Origin of the sequence: Paenibacillus sp. FSL L8-0436 (assembly GCF_038593025.1) — a bacterium.
Lineage (GTDB): Bacteria > Bacillota > Bacilli > Paenibacillales > Paenibacillaceae > Paenibacillus_AQ.
On the sequence record NZ_CP151955.1, the window covers coordinates 4,367,136 to 4,383,267 of the forward strand.

Here is a 16,132-nt window from a genome sequence, read left to right on the forward strand (position 1 = left end):
ACTAACCCAATAATAGAAACAGCAGCAGTCAGGGACGAGAAAATAAAATCCCAGGCTGCTGCTTTTTTTGACAATCGTTATCTGATAACTTCATTCTGCCCTATTCACTGTTAGTTCAAGAATGGCTATACTCCATCCGGCTTCTATATAAGTTCAAGATTCGGACTTGTTCCTCGCTTAGCTCTTTAGCATTCCAATACATATGCATTAAATTATATTCAAACAATTCTTTTAATTTCATGAATAGCGGTAGTTTTGTAAGCATCTCGGAAGAGAGCTCATTCTCCTCTTTATATCCATCTACTAACGCCCTGGTAATGGATCTTTGATAATCTCTGAGGTTCTCTCCCCCTGAGAAGGAGAACTCCAGTGCAGAATAGATAGGAACGGCTAAATCGTATACATAAAAATGTTTTTCGCAATCTTGAAAATCAATCATCGTTAGCTTGGAGTCACTGTCTACAAGGATATTTTCCAGCCACAGGTCTCCGTGTATTAAGCCATAATTTGAAAACTCCTGCGGCAGTTCCTTAATTCTATTTACTACATCGTGTGCAATTTCCCGTATGGTTTTCTCTTCTGCAGGAATGTATTTAAGAAAATCGTATTCTTTACACGCATACCAATGATTGATATGTGCAGTAGTCTCAGAATTCATATATCCTTTACTGACTCGATGCATTCTGCCTATTTGTTGTCCAAGATCTTTAAATACCGTTTTGTTCCATTTTGAACGTGGCAGATGAATTCCTGATGCAGCCTGAAATACAACGACCCGCTTCTCTTCCTCTAACATTATTTTCCCAATGAATGAATTATTAATAGTGGCTATAACCCGGGGAACCCCTATACCTTGGTTAAAAAGATAATTCGTCCAATTCACTTCATCTAATTGTTCTTGATAGGACTTATAATTCGTTATTCGAACAAAAAAAACACCTTTTTGAGATTGGCAGCGGTACATTTCATTTGTTACGGCTTTAACATCATAAAAATTAATAGGATATGTATTATTTAGAAATTGCAATATTCTTTCTTCCATAGTGTTGTTTACCTCAACTTTCTAAATGCTGCTTCAACATTCAACAAGATTATAACAAGCAGACTCCCTCTATGGCAGGTAAAGTTTCTTTATAAATAATTGTGCGTTAATTTCAAGCTGAATCATCAATCTAAGCACGTACGAAAAAACACCCCGGCAGCACAGGCAAGCAAGCTTGCACAGGCTACCGGAGCGCGGGAATTGATGCAGTATGAATCTTATTACACTGCCGGCGTTACGATTGGCAAGGTCACAATGAATGTTGTTCCCCTGCCAGGTTCGCTTTCTAACCGGATGTCACCTTGATGAAGCGATACGATCTGTTTAACGATGGCAAGCCCCATACCGCTGCCCTCATACTTACGGCTGTGGGAACGATCAGCCATAAAAAACCGCTCAAATATACGCTTCTGGTCCTCGGGGGAAATACCAATGCCAGTGTCGGATATTGTGACTGTCACGTTTTTGTTATCCTGTGTAATGCTGACGGTAATAACGCCGCCATCCTTGGAAAATTTAATGCTATTGCCGAGAATATTGGTCCATACCTGATTTAGCTGGTCATGATCTCCCGTTAGCATAACTGCCTTCAATTCGAGCTCGAAGGTGATGTTGCGAGCCGACCATTGCGGCTGAATCGCGACAATGACCCGCCTAATCTGTTCATCCAGACTGAGCGTTGACAGAGTCAATTGCTGTGACTGCGATTCAAGCAAACTCAGCTTTAGCAGGCTAGCGCTCATCTTGGACATCCGATTCGCTTCATTGATGATAATGTCGAGATAACGTATCCGCTTATGAACCTCGATGTTTTCTTGTTTGAGCGCCATAGCATAACCGGATATCGAGGTGAGCGGTGACTGGATTTCGTGCGACACATTCGATACGAATTCCCTGCGCAGCTGCTCCAGCTGCTGCAGGTCGTGCGTCATTTCTTCAAAGCTGCGAGCCAGAGTACCTAGCTCATCTTTTTGCTTAATATTCAGCTTCACACTGAAATCTCCATCAGCGATACGCCTAGTCGCTATGGTCAGCTTTTTGATCGGACTGACTAGGAACCTGGCAGCAACCAGAATCAATAGGCTACCTGCGATCAACGAATAAGTTATAAAATTCAAAATCCACTTTCGGGTGAAAGCGGCAGAAGGGGGGCCGATTGATTCTAAAAACATCGCTTTCGTACCCGTTTCAGTTCTCAATGGCAATCCTAAGAGAACAGTAGCATAACCACTGGGATTTACTTGAACTATCTCTCCATCTATTACTTTTTTCAGTTGTTCCATACTCACAGTGACAGGTTTGTCTCCGTTAAGCGATCCATAAGACTTGAACTTACCCGTTTCTTCGTAAATTCGAATATAATAAGATTTGAGCTGATACATTCCACTTACGAACTCGTCCGCTTCAGACAATGGAAGGGTTTCGTAAAGCCGGGCGACATCCTGGCCAAAGTGAAGTAAAGGCATTTGCATGTTTTCGTTCAGTTTATCTTTATATACCCAAACGGCCACATACAGGGCAAGGACTGTGCCCCCGATGACGGAGACTAGAAATGTCAGGACGATACGTGTATATAAGGATCTGATCATTCGTTAACCTCAAGCCGGTAGCCAAGTCCGCGCACCGTCTCGATACGAAAATGTGGTGTAGTCGCGAACCGTTCGCGCAGCCGTTTAATATGTACGTCGACCGTTCGGTCATCTCCAGCGTAATCGATCCCCCAAATTTGATCAATCAGCTGCTCACGTGTATACACTTGCCCCGGTGTTCCTGCAAGCTTATACAACAGCTCGAATTCCTTGAGCGGCAACGTGAGCGACTCCGTCCCTCTCATCACCTTATAGGTTTGCCGGTCAAGGATGACGTTGCCGAACTGGATCGGTTGCGTAGAGCCAATCCGGTATCGTTTCAGCAATGCCCTGACACGAGCTGTCAACTCTAACGGATCAAATGGTTTCGTCAAATAATCGTCCGTCCCAAGTTCGAACCCTTTCACTTTCTCCCAGGTTTCACCTCTAGCAGTCAACATAAGTAAAGGAAGGTCAGGATTGGCTCTTCTGAGCTCCTTGCATAACGTCCATCCATCCATAATAGGCATCATTATATCGAGCACGACAAGATCAACATGCGTTGAGGCGTAGACGTTCAGTGCTTCTTTGCCGTCCACGGCTTCAACTGTTTCAAAACCGTCGTTGCGCAGAAACAAGCAAACAAGTTCGCGAATGTTCGCATCGTCGTCAGCAACCAGTATAGTAGGCATTCGTTCCCTCTTTTCCTGTTGTAGATCCTAGCATTATACTATGAATCAACCCAAAATAAACGTTCAACTAAAAGAACCGTCTGTTAAAAATGCATCTTGTGTCGTCAGCTGCAACTAAGCATAACCGGGTGACTGGACAGCATCCTAGCTGAGCGGATTAATCCGCCAATAACACAAACTCCTCGGGATGGGAACGAATATATTTCACAATAATGGAGTGGGTCATCGGGGCCACCTGCTCAAATCGGTCAAACAGGGATTTTATCATTTGCATCAGTTCGTCATCCCGCTCCAAATCCATAAGCGTTGCATCTCCCCAGTTGACCTTTAACCTGCTGTTTCTCGCTTCAAGCTGCCCCCTGGTTTCCTCCAGCAGCGCTACCATTCCCGACTCGTCAAAAAACCGCACCCCCTCCATCATCCGGTCCCAATACCCCGGTATACTCAGCATGTAGGAGATCCAGGCATAATACTCGGCCGCCGATTTATAACTGTGACCATACATAACCCGGAACATGCAGAGCGCCTGTTGTCCCCCTGTCAGCTGCGAGATCACCTCCGCCTTAACCGCCGGCGATTTACCGCGTATCTGCATAAAAGTCGGCTCCATACACGCACTCCCAAGTTTTTCATCACCTAAGCTATAAAAGGATTCCCGCTTCATCGTCACTAAACTCATTACATTCCCCTTTTCTCATTTAATAAATCCACCAGCGAATAACTATCATCCACTCCACAAGTCCGGCTTTTCATTATTTTATTTTACTGCCGATAGCTGCCAGTTCAACTTTGATTTTCTCTGCCGCTTGATTATCCTGTGCATTAAGCGGATTAAGCACAAGTTTATCCGAGATTATTACCAAACCTCTATGATAATACGTTTTCTTGCTAAATACATCCATTATCACTCTCAGGGGGACAAACGTCCGTCCGTTTTTTGTCTCGATCGTTGTGTTTTTTGCTGAGGAATGGCCATTGACTGAAATGGTGGAATCCGCTTCATTGATTAAGAGCTTCTGATTTCTGAATTGAATCGTGACCTCATGCTTCTTGGAATCAAAATGTGCTGCGGCACCGAACTGATCTGATATAAAACGCAGTGGAACCATTGTTGTCTCTTTGTGCAGATATGGGGTGATCTTTGAATTCGTTTCATCTATTATTGTCTGCTTTCCTTTGGCAAGCACGTTACTCTGGCCGATAGACAGAACGATGGCGTCTCTCTTAATATCATCTACCAAGGAATTGATTGCTGCCTGCTGCTGGCCACCGCTCTGACAAAGGTCGTCCTTGTACAGCTCCATATACTCAATAATAATGTCGATGGCTTCTGGTCGAATGTCCTGTTTCAGACTTTTATCGGCAAGGACCGCCTCCGTATTCTTCCAGCTGCACATTAAGTTCTCTTGAGACACGGCAAGCGCATGGATCAGGGCTACCGTCATACTGTCCGGTGACGCCTTCTTGGCCTCAGTGATCCAATACAAATCAGGATCAAAATAATGATCGAGTACTTTCATATAGCCAAGAACAAAAATCTCCTGCGGTGTCAACTTCGCTTTATCCAGCGAATCTGATTTCTTTCCATAAACAGATTGTGAATACTCCTCTGTCAGATCTCTATCCTCCCATCCTTGAACTGAATACAGCGCATTGATTACTGCCGCTTTTTGATCCAGTGGTGTGGTTGCCGATGATAAAAAACCGTTAACTTTCACGCCTAATCCGTTATTCAAGGCCTCAGTAACCATATCTAGATCAAGATAAGCCTCATAAATAGCCGTCGAGGTTATGGGCGAGTCTGCATGCACGGTCTCCTGCTTATTCCCAAAAAAATAACCAAAAAAAACTATTGATGCTACCAGAAACAATTTGCCTAGCCTTGAATGTAACAGGCTATTCATAAACATTCCTCCTTGGGATGATGGGATATTCTAGCTCATTCATATCGGATTCTATGTGAACAAGCCGTTGCCTGTGCGGCAAATGCTATGATATATTTAGCCGACGAAGTAGGATCGGCATCACCAGATGTAAACATTAATAAAGGAGCCTTCGCATGAATGACGAACTACTGAACACTTTTGATGACAATGGCAATATTACCGGGACCGCACCCCGTGATGAAGTTCACCGGTTGGGACTCTGGCACGAAACCTTCCACTGCTGGTTCGTCAGCAAAGAACAGGATATGCTCCATATTTATCTTCAGCTGCGCAGCGAACTCAAGAAAGATTATGCCGGTCTGCTGGATATCACGGCCGCCGGGCATTTATTATCTGATGAGGTTCCGGAGGATGGCGTCCGTGAGGTGCAGGAGGAGCTTGGAATCTGCGTTGCTTTTGAGCAGCTGATCCCCCTTGGGATCATCCCTTACAGCATGGACAAAGAGGGCTTTCTCGACAGAGAGCGGGCGCATGTCTTTTTATACACGAACGCCTCCCCTTTAAGCGACTTTAAGCTGCAACAGGAAGAGGTTGCGGGAATTGTTACAGCCGATTTCGCCGGCTTTCGAAGTTTGTGGCTGGGAGACAGCGCTACACTGCAAATCCAAGGATTTAGGGTGGAAAGCAGCGGTAAGCGGATTCCAATCAGCCAGACTGTGGACAGGAGCCACTTTGTGCCGCATGAGATCAACTATTATCGGCGCATCATTGAGGGCATTGAGGCAGCCTTTGGCTGATTAGCATTCTTCAATCATTACCTATTTTAACCATTCCCTTATGCATATAGCAAGATTCTATCCTGCACCCGCAGGCTGCTTCCGTCTCCACAATGAAAAGGCAGGACCCTGATGACCGGGTCCTGCCTTTTGTAATTCTATCTATTTCTGTGCTACTTTCCGTTTCAGCATTACTAGCCCGTTCACAGGAAGTGCAACAACTTCCGGGGCTGGCTCGCCTGATTCCAGATCTGTATAAACCAGACCATCCAGTGTCACTGACGCTTCAGTACCGCTAAAGTTCTGCAGGAAAATATAGTCTTGTTCACCGTCTGTACGGAGCTGCGCCGTTACACCTGCTGGCAGTTCACTTTCCAGCACGCGGCCAATTCCCGCCTTGGCGCTAATTGCAGCATACAGTTCTACGTAAAACGCTGCGTCTTTGACGCGGGTAGCCAAATGGTACGCTCTGCCTGCTCCGAGCTTGTTCAGTGTCAATGCAGGCTGCCCGGCGTAGAAATCGCTGCGGTAATGGCCTAGCGCCTCTGCCCCCTCCAGATGGATCAGCTCGGCAATTTCATGCGCATCGTAATCACCCGAGAGCTTCAAGGCGTTGCCTGCCTGCAATACAAGACCGTTCACATCCCGGCTGTGCAAGCCTTCCGTTTCTTCAGCCCAAATGCCGAGCGTTCTGCGCAGCGGCCCCGGGAACCCGCCGAGGTGACACAAATCTGTTTCGCCTACCACTCCAGACCAGTAGGTTGCCAGGAAGGTTCCTCCCTGCTCCACATATTTCTCGATTCTTTGACCATTCTCTTCACTGATCAGGTATAGCATCGGAGCGATGACCAGCTTGTAGCGTGTGAGGTCATCTCCTGAACCAATCACGTCAACTGGGATGCCCAGCTCCCAAAGGGCACGGTAATGCTGCAGCACGGTCTCTTCGTATTTCAGTCCGGAATTGCGGATCCCTTGGGCATCCTTGATTGCCCAGCGGTTATCCCAATCGAACAGGATCGCCGTCTCCGCCGGTGTGACGGTGCCCACTACTTCGGTTAATCCCGCAAGTGTTTTGCCAACCTCGGCGACATCCCTGAACACACGGGTTTCTGCATGGCCGCTGTGGTCGAGCACAGCACCGTGGAACTTCTCGCTGGAGCCGCGGCTCTTGCGCCACTGGAAGTACTGCACAGAATCAGAGCCATGAGCGACCGCCTGCAGGGATGACAGCTTATGCATGCCCGGCCGTTTCAGCTTGCTGACTGACTGCCAGTTCGTGAGCGAAGGCGTACTCTCCATCAGCAGGAACGGCTTTTGCTTGAAGCTGCGGAACATATCATGGTTCAGAGCTGTCCAGGCCGCCAGCCGGACATCATCATTGTCCTCGGTGTAATGCCATTCCGGGTATGCATCCCAGGAGACGACATCCAGAATTTTGGCCAGCTCACGGTAATCAATGCCGTCGATCATATGCATGTTGGTGGTCACGGGCAGATCCGGGTTAAAATCTCGTACGGCTGCAATTTCATGCCGGCAGAAATCAATCGTCCGCTCACTGACAAACCGCCGCCAGTCCAGGTTCAGGCCATGGACCTGTGTCTCCCCATGCGGTGCCGGTGAATCAATCTGCTCCCACGAAGTGTAGGTATGGCTCCAAAAAGCGGCCCACCAGGCATGATTCAGTTCGTCGAGACTGCCCTTATATTTGGCCTTCAGCCATTCCCGAAAGGCGTTCTGGCACAAATCGCAATGGCATTCGCCGCCGAATTCATTCGAAATATGCCAGCCGATGACTGCCGGATGGTGGGCATACCGTTCAGCCAGCTTGGCATTCAGCGTTGCCGTTTTTTCCCGGTAGACCGGGGAAGTGTAGCAATGGTTGTGCCTGAATCCATGCAGATTGCGCACACGGTTTCGTTCCACCCGCAGCACCTCAGGGTACTTCCCGGACATCCAGGCTGGCCGCGCTCCGCTTGGAGTAGCCAGGAAAGCATATATACCGTTCTCAGCAAAAGTGTTCAGCACATGATCCAGCCAATCGAATGTAAATACGCCCTCTTCAGGCTCCAGCGATACCCAGGAAAAAATTCCGACAGACATCGCATTACAGCCCGCCAGCTTCATCAGGCGGATGTCCTCGCGGAGAACTTCAGGATATCTCAGCCATTGCTCGGGATTATAGTCGGCCCCATGCAACATCACGGGAGCCTTGCTGCTGACCGCAGGGAGTTTTTTGCTCATCATCGTATATCCATCCTCTCATTTTAGATCCGTGTCAGAGTGAGACTTTTCTCTGATTCAAGTCGTTCTGTGTCTCTGTCTTTTTCACGGACAAACATTTATACTATTTATAATATAGGATAACCGCAGATTCACAGTAGGATTATACTCGCGATTACATAGCACAAAATGAATATGAGGTGAACAGTTTGCTGCCTTTTTCTTTGGTTGAAATGCCGCGTAACCTGGAGGACTTTCCTCTGTACCCTTATTCTGTCGGCAGACACATTCAATACCATCATGTCCGCCCGGCTGGATTCCCTGTCCATCAGCTCTTCCTGATCCGCAGCGGAAAGGGGATATTCCGCGATCTCACGGACGGAACCGAAACGGTGCTGGCACCCGGAATGGCTTTCGTTTTCCCGCCTGACCGCGGACATGAATATTACCCGCTGTCTCATGAGCCGTGGCATGTAGCTTTTACCGGCATCTACGGCAGCCAGACAGGGCCAATGCTTCACAGCCTCGGCTTGTTGCCGCCCTCCGCCTATCATCTTGTGCGTTTCGAGGAATGCTGGGAAGCCATCGGCGGAATCTGGCAGACCGTAAATGGAGGGAATGGCGGCCGCCAGGAGGAACAGGCCACGCAGGAACTGTCCGTCAGCCTCTACCGGCTGATCCTTATGATGCGCCGGGGCGAGCCTTCTGCCGGTACAGCCAGCCGCCTGGAAAATGAGCATGTCCGCAACGAGGCACTGCAAAAAGCGGTGAGACTAATCAATGAGCATTTCACCGAACCGTTGCTGGTCGCTAATCTGGCTGCCGCCGTCGGCTATTCCGTGCAGCATTTCCAGCGACTGTTCTTGCAGGAGTATGGCGTAACCCCGCATAAATACCTCCAGAACCTGAGAGTGGAGCGGGGGCTTCAAATGATGACTGAAAGTCCCGGCATCCCTGTGCAGGATATCGCTTTGAATCTCGGGATGGAAACAAACTATTTCATCCGGGTATTCCGCAAGACTTACGGCTGCACGCCGGGTGTAATGAGGGAGTCGCTGCAGCGAAGCCAGAGTCAAGCAGCGAACCGGCAGAAGCAATAAGTGCTTTTGCCCCAGGAACTGGGCTCTATTTTTAAAATAACAGACAAGATAATATAAAAAAACTCGTTGGAGCTGCCCCCTTTTTTGTGGTATATTTTCTAAATCCAAATTTTAGGATGTAGAAGTCAACTAAGGGGGATGCAATTTGTTTTACCACAATCTCAGAAGAATGGGTCTCATTTTTGGAGTTCTGATTCTCTTGTCAAGCTGTTCCACAAAGGAACCAGTGAACTTAACAAAGGAAGAAAATAGCAATAAGGCTGTAAGCCCGGCAAATCCGGTCAGGGAATACATCATAAATGACAGTAACAAGGTATTGCTGAGTGCCGACAACATTAGTAATATGGATAGTCATATCATGGAATTGGCGCGTAATGAGATTTATGGCCGGCATGGTTATATATTCAAACGAAAGGATTTAGCTGACTACTTTGCTTCAAAGAAATGGTACAAAAAGAACCAACACTATAAGGATGCTTTCACGGACATAGAAAAGAAAAATATCGAATTATTACATACCTATGAAGCAAAGTACGCAGCCTATCAGTTAATCCCAGTACATATGGATGATGATCGTGTCAAAAATTACGAGGGTTCCAATACCTTTAAACAGCAACATATGGTTATTGACCTTAATGGAGATGGAATTAGTGATAATGTTGAGCTAAAGATCCCTACAACGAAAGGCGATACAACCTGGACGCTAAAAGTAAATGGAACATCTCTTCAATTTGACGGTGAAGACATGTTTCCTTATTTTGAAATTGTCGATCTTAATATTAATGATCCTTACTTTGAAATCGCTTTTCAATTTGATAGTCAGTATGATTTTTTTAGAGAGACTTATTTTTATTACTATGACGGTCAAAAAATCAGATCCGTTGGTACCGTTCCCGATTTCGCCGCACATTCTTCTATGATTGACGGGCTTGGCACTGTTAAAGGGATTGATCGAGCGAAGGAGCTGCAGACATGGTATCGTGAACTCGTATTCCGGTTAGATGCAGAGCATCAGCTTCGTGAAGAAGAACAAGATTTCTACTCTATGTCTCCCCCTACTGTGTTAACCGCCAAAAAAGAACTAAAATTGCAAAAACTAAGAAACTCAGATGAAGGATATCTTCAAATCAACCCTGGAGATCAAGTGAGTTTCTTAGGAGAAGACAACCGGGGTTATATTAAATTTGAGCTCTCCACAGGATTAACCGGTTGGTTTCAGGCAGGGGATATATATGATTTCACGGATTATTTCGAAGGGCTGATATTATATGATTGAAGCAGCTTGAACTAACGAAGAACTCTCTCTCAATAAAACAGCGGCAGTCCAGGACGCTTCTTTACCGTCCATGAACTGCCGCTGTTTGAATAGATGGGGTCAATGAAAGAGCGTGAAGCTCTGCCAAAGTGGCATGCTTCCTACATAACCTGCAATCTTAAGCCTGCTATACCATCGCAAACTGGCTGTTGTACAACCGGGCATAGTGTCCCCCGCTTTCCAGGAGTCCCTCATGTGTGCCGCTCTCGACGATGTCTCCGTCCTTCATATAGAGAATGAGATCGGACTCGCGGATCGTGGACAGCCGGTGGGCAATAACGAAGCTGGTGCGCCCTGAGATCATGGCGAGAAAAGCCTTCTGAATCCGAATCTCCGTCAATGTATCAATGCTGCTGGTTGCTTCGTCCAAGATGAGCATCGGCGGATCCACGAGCATAACGCGGGCGATGGTGAGCAGTTGTTTCTGGCCCTGGGACAGATTGTCTCCAGAACCGCTGATCTTCGTAGCGTACCCTTCCGGCAGCCGTTTGATGAAGCTGTGCGCATTCGCTGCTTTGGCTGCTGCTATGACCTCTTCCTCTGTCGCATCCGGTTTGCCATAAGCAATATTATCGCGGATGGAGCCTCCGAACAGCCATGTATCCTGCAGCACCATTCCGAAATTACGCCGCAGACTGTCCCTGGTGATCTTATTTATGTCTATTCCGTCAATTTTGATTGTCCCGCTGTCTACGTCATAGAAACGCATGAGCAGGTTGACCAGCGTCGTCTTCCCTGCCCCAGTCTGTCCTACAATGGCTACACGGGTACCCGGCTTCACTTCCAGGCTGAAATTCTTGATTAGCGGACGCCCGGGATCATATGAAAAACTTACTTTATCAAAGGTAATTGTGCCCTGGCTGGTGTCCATGACGTGAGCCCCTGCAGCATCCGGCGTTTCCGCAGGAAGATCGAGAATGGCAAAAATCCGCTGTGCCGAAGCCGTCGCCGACTGCAGCTGGGTGATGACACCGGTAATCTCATTAAACGGCTTTGCGAACAGGTTCGAATAAATCAGGAAACTGGACAAATCCCCGACCGAAAAATGCCCACCAATTACAAGCGCGCTGCCGATCATCGCAATGACCGAGAAGGTAATATTATTGACCAGCCGTGTTGTCGGATTAGCCAATGAACCGTAAAACTGGGATTTGACGCCTGTCTGGTACAGCTCATTATTACGGTCCGAGAAACGGGCGAAGGAACGGTCCTCGTAGTGGTATGCCTGCACCACCTTTTGCCCGCCGATAATTTCTTCCACATATCCGTTTAATCCACCGAGGATCTTCGCCTGCTCACGGAACAGCTTCTGGGAACGCGTAGTGATGAACCGGGCGACAAAAAAGGTTGCCGGAGCCGACAGCAGCACGACTACCGTCATCACCGGACTAATGTACAGCATCAGCCCGATCGCACCGGCAATGGTCACAATACCGGTCAGCAGCGTGGAGAAACCCTGCAGCAGCCCGTCCGAAACGGCGTCCATATCATTGACAAAACGGCTGATGCTGTCGCCCTGCGGATGATTGTCATGGAATTTCAGCGGCAGTACATTCAGCTTGTCAAACAACTCACGGCGCATGTCGTAGACCGTCTTGTAAGCTATCCGATTGGTGTAATACGTCAGCAGCCAGCCAAAAAAGCTGCCCACAATATATACCGCAGCCAGGATCAGCAGCAGCCGGAGGATTCCGGTGAAATCAACATCGCCCGGACCCACCATATGATCGACAGCCCGGCCGATCAGCAGCGGCCCGATTAGGCTGGCAATCACGCTGATGATAGCGCAGATTACCGCGGTTATGGTCATACCTCTAAAATGACTTGTATAGCCAAACAATCTCTTCCAGGTATTATTGCCCCTCATTGTCCCGCCTCCTCGCTGGAAAGCTGGGACTGGCAGATTTCCTGATAAACACCGCAGCTCTCCAGCAGTTCCTGATGACTGCCTTTCCCAACAATCCGTCCTTCGTCAAATACGATAATCTGATCCGCCTGCCGCACCGTGCTGACCCGCTGGGATACCAGCAGCACGGTCATATCCCTGCTGCTCTCCTTCAGTGCCCTGCGTAGTGCCGCGTCGGTCGCAAAGTCGAGCGCACTGGAAGAATCATCAAGGATAAGAATCGGAGGGGTACCCACGACGGCGCGGGCAATGGTAAGACGTTGCTTTTGTCCGCCGGATAAGTTCAATCCTCCACGCGCGACCGGTGTATCCAGCCCTTCCGGCAGCTTGCGGATGAATTCATCGGCCTGGGCTACAACGGCTGCCTGCATCATTTCCTCTTTCGTTGCATTCTGCTTGCCCCAGCGGAGGTTATCGGCAATCGTCCCGGTGAACAGGAGCGCCTTCTGCGGTACAATGCCGATCAGGCTCCGCAGCTGATCCAGCCGGTATTCTTTGACGTTGACGCCGCCTACTCTGACTTCCCCCTCCACCGCATCATAGAAACGCGGAATGAGATTCACGAAGGTGGACTTGCCGGAGCCGGTGCTGCCGATAAGCCCCACGGTTTCACCGCGGTTGATCACCACTGAGATATCCTGCAGTGCAAGCTCTCCGGTCTTGTTGTACCCGAAGGAGACATGCTCGAAAGAAATAGCAGGAGCTGCCGCTTCCATCACTGGCAGGGCGCTATTCCCTTCATCCGAGATTGAGGTTTCAGCCGCCAGCACTTCATTCACACGATTCGCAGAGGACGCAGCCTTGGTAAAGAGAATTACCAGATTCGATACAACAATCAGCGCCAGCAGAATCTGGGTTACATAGTTGATGAACGCAATGATTTCACCCTGTGATAATCGGCCGGCATCAATGTGTATGCCGCCAGCCCACAGAATGGCAATAATCGCTGCGTTCACCACCAGAGTAGTCATCGGACCAAGCCAGGCAGAGATGCGTCCAACCCGGATCGCCGTTGCCGTCAAATCATCCGAAGCTTCATTGAAGCGCTGCTTCTCCCGCAGTGCTTCGGCAAAGGCGCGGATGACGCGGATACCGGATAGATTCTCGCTGAGTACCAGCGCCAAATGATCCAGCTTCTGCTGATATTTGCGGTAGAGCGGCGAGCTGCGGGTAATGATAAAGTACAGGATAACGCCAAAAACAGGTGTCGCCGCGAGCAGAATCAGCGACAGCCGGAAATCGAGAATCATCGACATAATAATGGCCCCGATGCAGATAAACGGCGCACGGACTACGAGACGGATCAGCATGGCCACAGCCAGCTGCAGCTGATTCACATCACTCGTGATCCGGTTGATTAGCGACGGTGTACCGAAGGTATCCAGCTCGGCATAGGACAACAAAGAAATATGCTTGAACATCTTGTTGCGCAGCGAAGTGCCAAATCCCTGTGATGCCCGGGCGGCATAATATTGGCAAACCATCGAGCAGCCGAAACCGAGGAGCGACATCAGCAGCATAAGCCCGCCCATCCGGTACACATAGGCACTATCCTGCCCGCCGATTCCGTTGTTCACGATCAGCGCAACGATGGTCGGCAGCAGCAGCTCCAGGATCGCCTCCAGCAGCTTAAAGATCGGCCCGAGTATAACTTCTTTTCTGTACGGTTTAAGAAAAACAGCAATTTTGAACACAGTAACCCTCACCTAACATATGTAGTATGTAATCACTATGAAATAGCGTTAAGACCCGTTATGATTATGTCATAACTGCTTACATATTAATAATATTGGTTTCGTATCAATGCCATACTTAATTCATATGCCAAATCCGGAGGTTTAACAAATGGATATCCGACAGCTCAAATACTTCTTGGCGATTGCCGAGGAAGGACAGATTACTTCCGCTGCACGGAAGCTGCAAATGGCCCAGCCCCCGCTCAGTCAGCAGCTGAAGCTGCTGGAGGAGGAGCTTGGTGTAAAGTTAGTGGAGCGCGGACCGCGCAGCATACAGCTGACCGATGCCGGAGTAATTCTGCGGGGCCGGGCACAGCAGATTCTGGAGCTGGCCGATGCCACCACGCGTGAGATTAGTGATTTTGCAAGCGGGCTGCGGGGAACACTCTCCATTGGGACGGTATCCTCCTCCGCGGCAACTCTGCTGCAGGATCGGCTCTTTGATTTTCACAAAATCTATTCCGGCGTCAAATTCGAAATTCACGAAGGCAACACCTATAAGGTGATTGATCTGCTCAGCAAAGGAATCATCGAGGTCGGCATTGTTCGCACGCCCTTTAACAGCGCAAGTCTCGAATGTGTATATGCCGGGGCTGAACCTATGATTGCCGTGATGACTCAGGGTTATGACTGGACGGACGGAGAGTCCTCCATTGATATCGGGGAACTCAAGGACAGGCCGCTGATTATTTACCGCCGCTTCGAGCAGCTGATCCGTGAAACCTGCCTGGAGCACGGATTCAATCCGGATGTGTTCTGCATGAACGACGATGCCCGCACCACGCTGCTGTGGGCCAATGCCGGTCTCGGCATCGGCATTCTTCCGAAATCCGCCTTCGGCCTCATGAGAAACGACAATCTGCGTTATAAGGAAATCCGCGGTGAATCGCTCCGCACCCGGGTCGCTGCCGTATGGATGAAGGACAAATATTTGTCGTCACTTGCCGAGAAATTCATTGAATGCTTCAGAGCGGAGTAGGCATCGGTATGGATACACAAAATGAAGAAGCGCTGAACCGGCATTACCCGGAACAGCGCTGGCATTTCGCTTAAGCTTATTGGCTTGCCGGCCTATCAGCCAGATGAATCTCATCTCCGACGCAGACACGCCCGGTTTGGATAACGCAAGCATACACGCCGAAATGAAGCCCCAGCTCTTTGTTGACGATTTTCAGAAGCGAGGGGGCTTTCTCTGCAGTATCCGGGTCCATCGTCGTCATGACGCATCGCTCGCACAGCTCATTCACCTGCAGCTCTACCCCGCCAATCCGCAGCCTCCGCCCGGTCCAGTCTCCCTCAAACAGCGCCTCATCGCTTAATGTTATCACGAAATTCCCGCGGAACCGGCGCTGGTCGACCTCGCGTCCCCAGAGCGCCTCCAGTTTTCTCAGACTGCCATCGGTAACAAGCAGAATACTGGCCCCATCCACCGACAGCAGATGCGGATTCTCCGGGTGCTGTTGCTTCAGGCCGGACATGCTCACCGGGATTTTTGTCTGGCTTTGAATCTCCTCAAGCAGCTGCTCGTCCCAGCGAAAGGTCCGCCCGTCCGCTGCAGTGACAGCGACCGCCCCATCCCGGTAACGCGCTTGATAAGTAAGCATATTCGGTATATTACGGGCCGTAACGAATCGCTTCCAGCCGCTCTCCCGCAAACGATTTGACCGGATACCGGTTGATTTCACGGATCACACCAACAGTCAATGTCAAAGTCTGTTCCTCCATTTGTCCTATAAATTACATAAGCTTATTGTACCCGATTTCGCCTTAAATTGTAGCTCTCTTGAAACAGGCCTCCACAAAAAAAGGAAGCCTCATCTTTACGATGAGACGTCCTCTCTCCGGGCAGCCGTTGGGCGAAGCCTTCAGTGATGCTCCAGTTCGGCAAATG

13 protein-coding genes are annotated in these 16,132 nt (G+C 49.0%); 4 read left to right on the plus strand and 9 right to left on the minus strand.

Features of this window, described 5'->3' with window-relative positions; genetic code table 11:
- Nucleotides 1-115: 115 nt before the first annotated feature.
- The 5 genes from NSS79_RS19810 to NSS79_RS19830 all read right to left on the minus strand — a co-directional run bounded on the left by NSS79_RS19810 (nt 116) and on the right by NSS79_RS19830 (nt 5,212).
- On the minus strand, nt 116-1,042 hold the full coding sequence (locus tag NSS79_RS19810) for a phosphotransferase (RefSeq protein ID WP_342435825.1): 927 nt from the start codon (nt 1,040-1,042) through the stop codon (nt 116-118).
- A 221-nt stretch (nt 1,043-1,263) separates the two neighbouring features.
- Nucleotides 1,264-2,631 (minus strand): HAMP domain-containing sensor histidine kinase, encoded by a 1,368-nt coding sequence (locus NSS79_RS19815; protein ID WP_342435826.1) that lies wholly within the window; start codon nt 2,629-2,631, stop codon nt 1,264-1,266.
- The gene (locus tag NSS79_RS19820; protein ID WP_038593282.1) at nt 2,628-3,302 is read right to left on the minus strand and encodes a response regulator transcription factor; all 675 of its coding nucleotides are present in this window, start codon (nt 3,300-3,302) and stop codon (nt 2,628-2,630) included. Before NSS79_RS19820 ends, NSS79_RS19815 begins: the two co-directional genes overlap by 4 nt.
- A 157-nt stretch (nt 3,303-3,459) precedes the next feature.
- Nucleotides 3,460-3,912 carry a hypothetical protein gene (locus NSS79_RS19825; RefSeq protein ID WP_342435827.1) on the minus strand — a complete coding sequence of 151 codons (453 nt, stop codon included), beginning with the start codon at nt 3,910-3,912 and terminating at the stop codon, nt 3,460-3,462.
- Between the two features lie 142 nt (nt 3,913-4,054).
- The gene (locus tag NSS79_RS19830) at nt 4,055-5,212 is read right to left on the minus strand and encodes a stalk domain-containing protein (protein ID WP_342435828.1); all 1,158 of its coding nucleotides are present in this window, start codon (nt 5,210-5,212) and stop codon (nt 4,055-4,057) included.
- A 149-nt stretch (nt 5,213-5,361) separates the two neighbouring features.
- On the opposite strand from NSS79_RS19830, the gene NSS79_RS19835 reads away from it, so the two are divergent.
- Entirely contained in the window at nt 5,362-5,985 is a 624-nt protein-coding gene (locus tag NSS79_RS19835; RefSeq protein ID WP_342435829.1) for an NUDIX domain-containing protein, read from the plus strand.
- 141 nt (nt 5,986-6,126) lie between these two features.
- On the opposite strand, the gene NSS79_RS19840 is transcribed toward NSS79_RS19835, so the two are convergent.
- A complete protein-coding gene (locus NSS79_RS19840; protein WP_342440408.1) occupies nt 6,127-8,205 on the minus strand; it encodes a beta-galactosidase in 2,079 nt (692 codons plus the stop codon).
- A gap of 188 nt (nt 8,206-8,393) precedes the next feature.
- On the opposite strand from NSS79_RS19840, the gene NSS79_RS19845 reads away from it, so the two are divergent.
- Nucleotides 8,394-9,284, plus strand: a complete 891-nt coding sequence (locus tag NSS79_RS19845) for an AraC family transcriptional regulator (RefSeq protein ID WP_342435830.1) — start codon at nt 8,394-8,396, stop codon at nt 9,282-9,284.
- Nucleotides 9,285-9,429: 145 nt separating this feature from the next.
- Nucleotides 9,430-10,560, plus strand: a complete 1,131-nt coding sequence (locus NSS79_RS19850) for a YARHG domain-containing protein (RefSeq protein WP_342435831.1) — start codon at nt 9,430-9,432, stop codon at nt 10,558-10,560.
- Between the two features lie 166 nt (nt 10,561-10,726).
- Here the strand turns inward: NSS79_RS19850 and NSS79_RS19855 are convergent, their stop codons facing one another.
- Both NSS79_RS19855 and NSS79_RS19860 read right to left on the minus strand, forming a co-directional pair.
- Nucleotides 10,727-12,466, minus strand: coding sequence for an ABC transporter ATP-binding protein (locus NSS79_RS19855; RefSeq protein WP_342435832.1), 1,740 nt, complete (start codon nt 12,464-12,466; stop codon nt 10,727-10,729).
- Nucleotides 12,463-14,199: an ABC transporter ATP-binding protein gene (locus NSS79_RS19860; RefSeq protein ID WP_342435833.1), complete on the minus strand. Its 1,737-nt coding sequence runs from the start codon at nt 14,197-14,199 to the stop codon at nt 12,463-12,465. Before NSS79_RS19860 ends, NSS79_RS19855 begins: the two co-directional genes overlap by 4 nt.
- Before the next feature lie 151 nt (nt 14,200-14,350).
- Between NSS79_RS19860 and NSS79_RS19865 the strand changes: the two genes are divergently transcribed.
- Nucleotides 14,351-15,220 (plus strand): LysR family transcriptional regulator, encoded by an 870-nt coding sequence (locus NSS79_RS19865; RefSeq protein ID WP_342435834.1) that lies wholly within the window; start codon nt 14,351-14,353, stop codon nt 15,218-15,220.
- Nucleotides 15,221-15,296: 76 nt separating this feature from the next.
- Here NSS79_RS19865 and NSS79_RS19870 read toward each other — a convergent pair whose 3' ends face one another.
- A complete protein-coding gene (locus NSS79_RS19870; protein ID WP_342435835.1) occupies nt 15,297-15,845 on the minus strand; it encodes an MOSC domain-containing protein in 549 nt (182 codons plus the stop codon).
- Nucleotides 15,846-16,132: the final 287 nt, after the last annotated feature.

Excerpts from the sequence above, each read along its gene's own strand:
- NSS79_RS19810 (WP_342435825.1), bottom strand. The coding sequence starts at position 1,042 with ATGGAAGAAAGAATATTGCAATTTCTAAATAATACATATCCTATTAAT.
- NSS79_RS19815 (WP_342435826.1), bottom strand. The coding sequence starts at position 2,631 with ATGATCAGATCCTTATATACACGTATCGTCCTGACATTTCTAGTCTCC.
- NSS79_RS19820 (WP_038593282.1), bottom strand. The coding sequence starts at position 3,302 with ATGCCTACTATACTGGTTGCTGACGACGATGCGAACATTCGCGAACTT.
- NSS79_RS19825 (WP_342435827.1), bottom strand. The coding sequence starts at position 3,912 with ATGGAGCCGACTTTTATGCAGATACGCGGTAAATCGCCGGCGGTTAAG.
- NSS79_RS19830 (WP_342435828.1), bottom strand. The coding sequence starts at position 5,212 with ATGTTTATGAATAGCCTGTTACATTCAAGGCTAGGCAAATTGTTTCTG.
- NSS79_RS19835 (WP_342435829.1), top strand. The coding sequence starts at position 5,362 with ATGAATGACGAACTACTGAACACTTTTGATGACAATGGCAATATTACC.
- NSS79_RS19840 (WP_342440408.1), bottom strand. The coding sequence starts at position 8,205 with ATGAGCAAAAAACTCCCTGCGGTCAGCAGCAAGGCTCCCGTGATGTTG.
- NSS79_RS19855 (WP_342435832.1), bottom strand. The coding sequence starts at position 12,466 with ATGAGGGGCAATAATACCTGGAAGAGATTGTTTGGCTATACAAGTCAT.
- NSS79_RS19865 (WP_342435834.1), top strand. The coding sequence starts at position 14,351 with ATGGATATCCGACAGCTCAAATACTTCTTGGCGATTGCCGAGGAAGGA.
- NSS79_RS19870 (WP_342435835.1), bottom strand. The coding sequence starts at position 15,845 with ATGCTTACTTATCAAGCGCGTTACCGGGATGGGGCGGTCGCTGTCACT.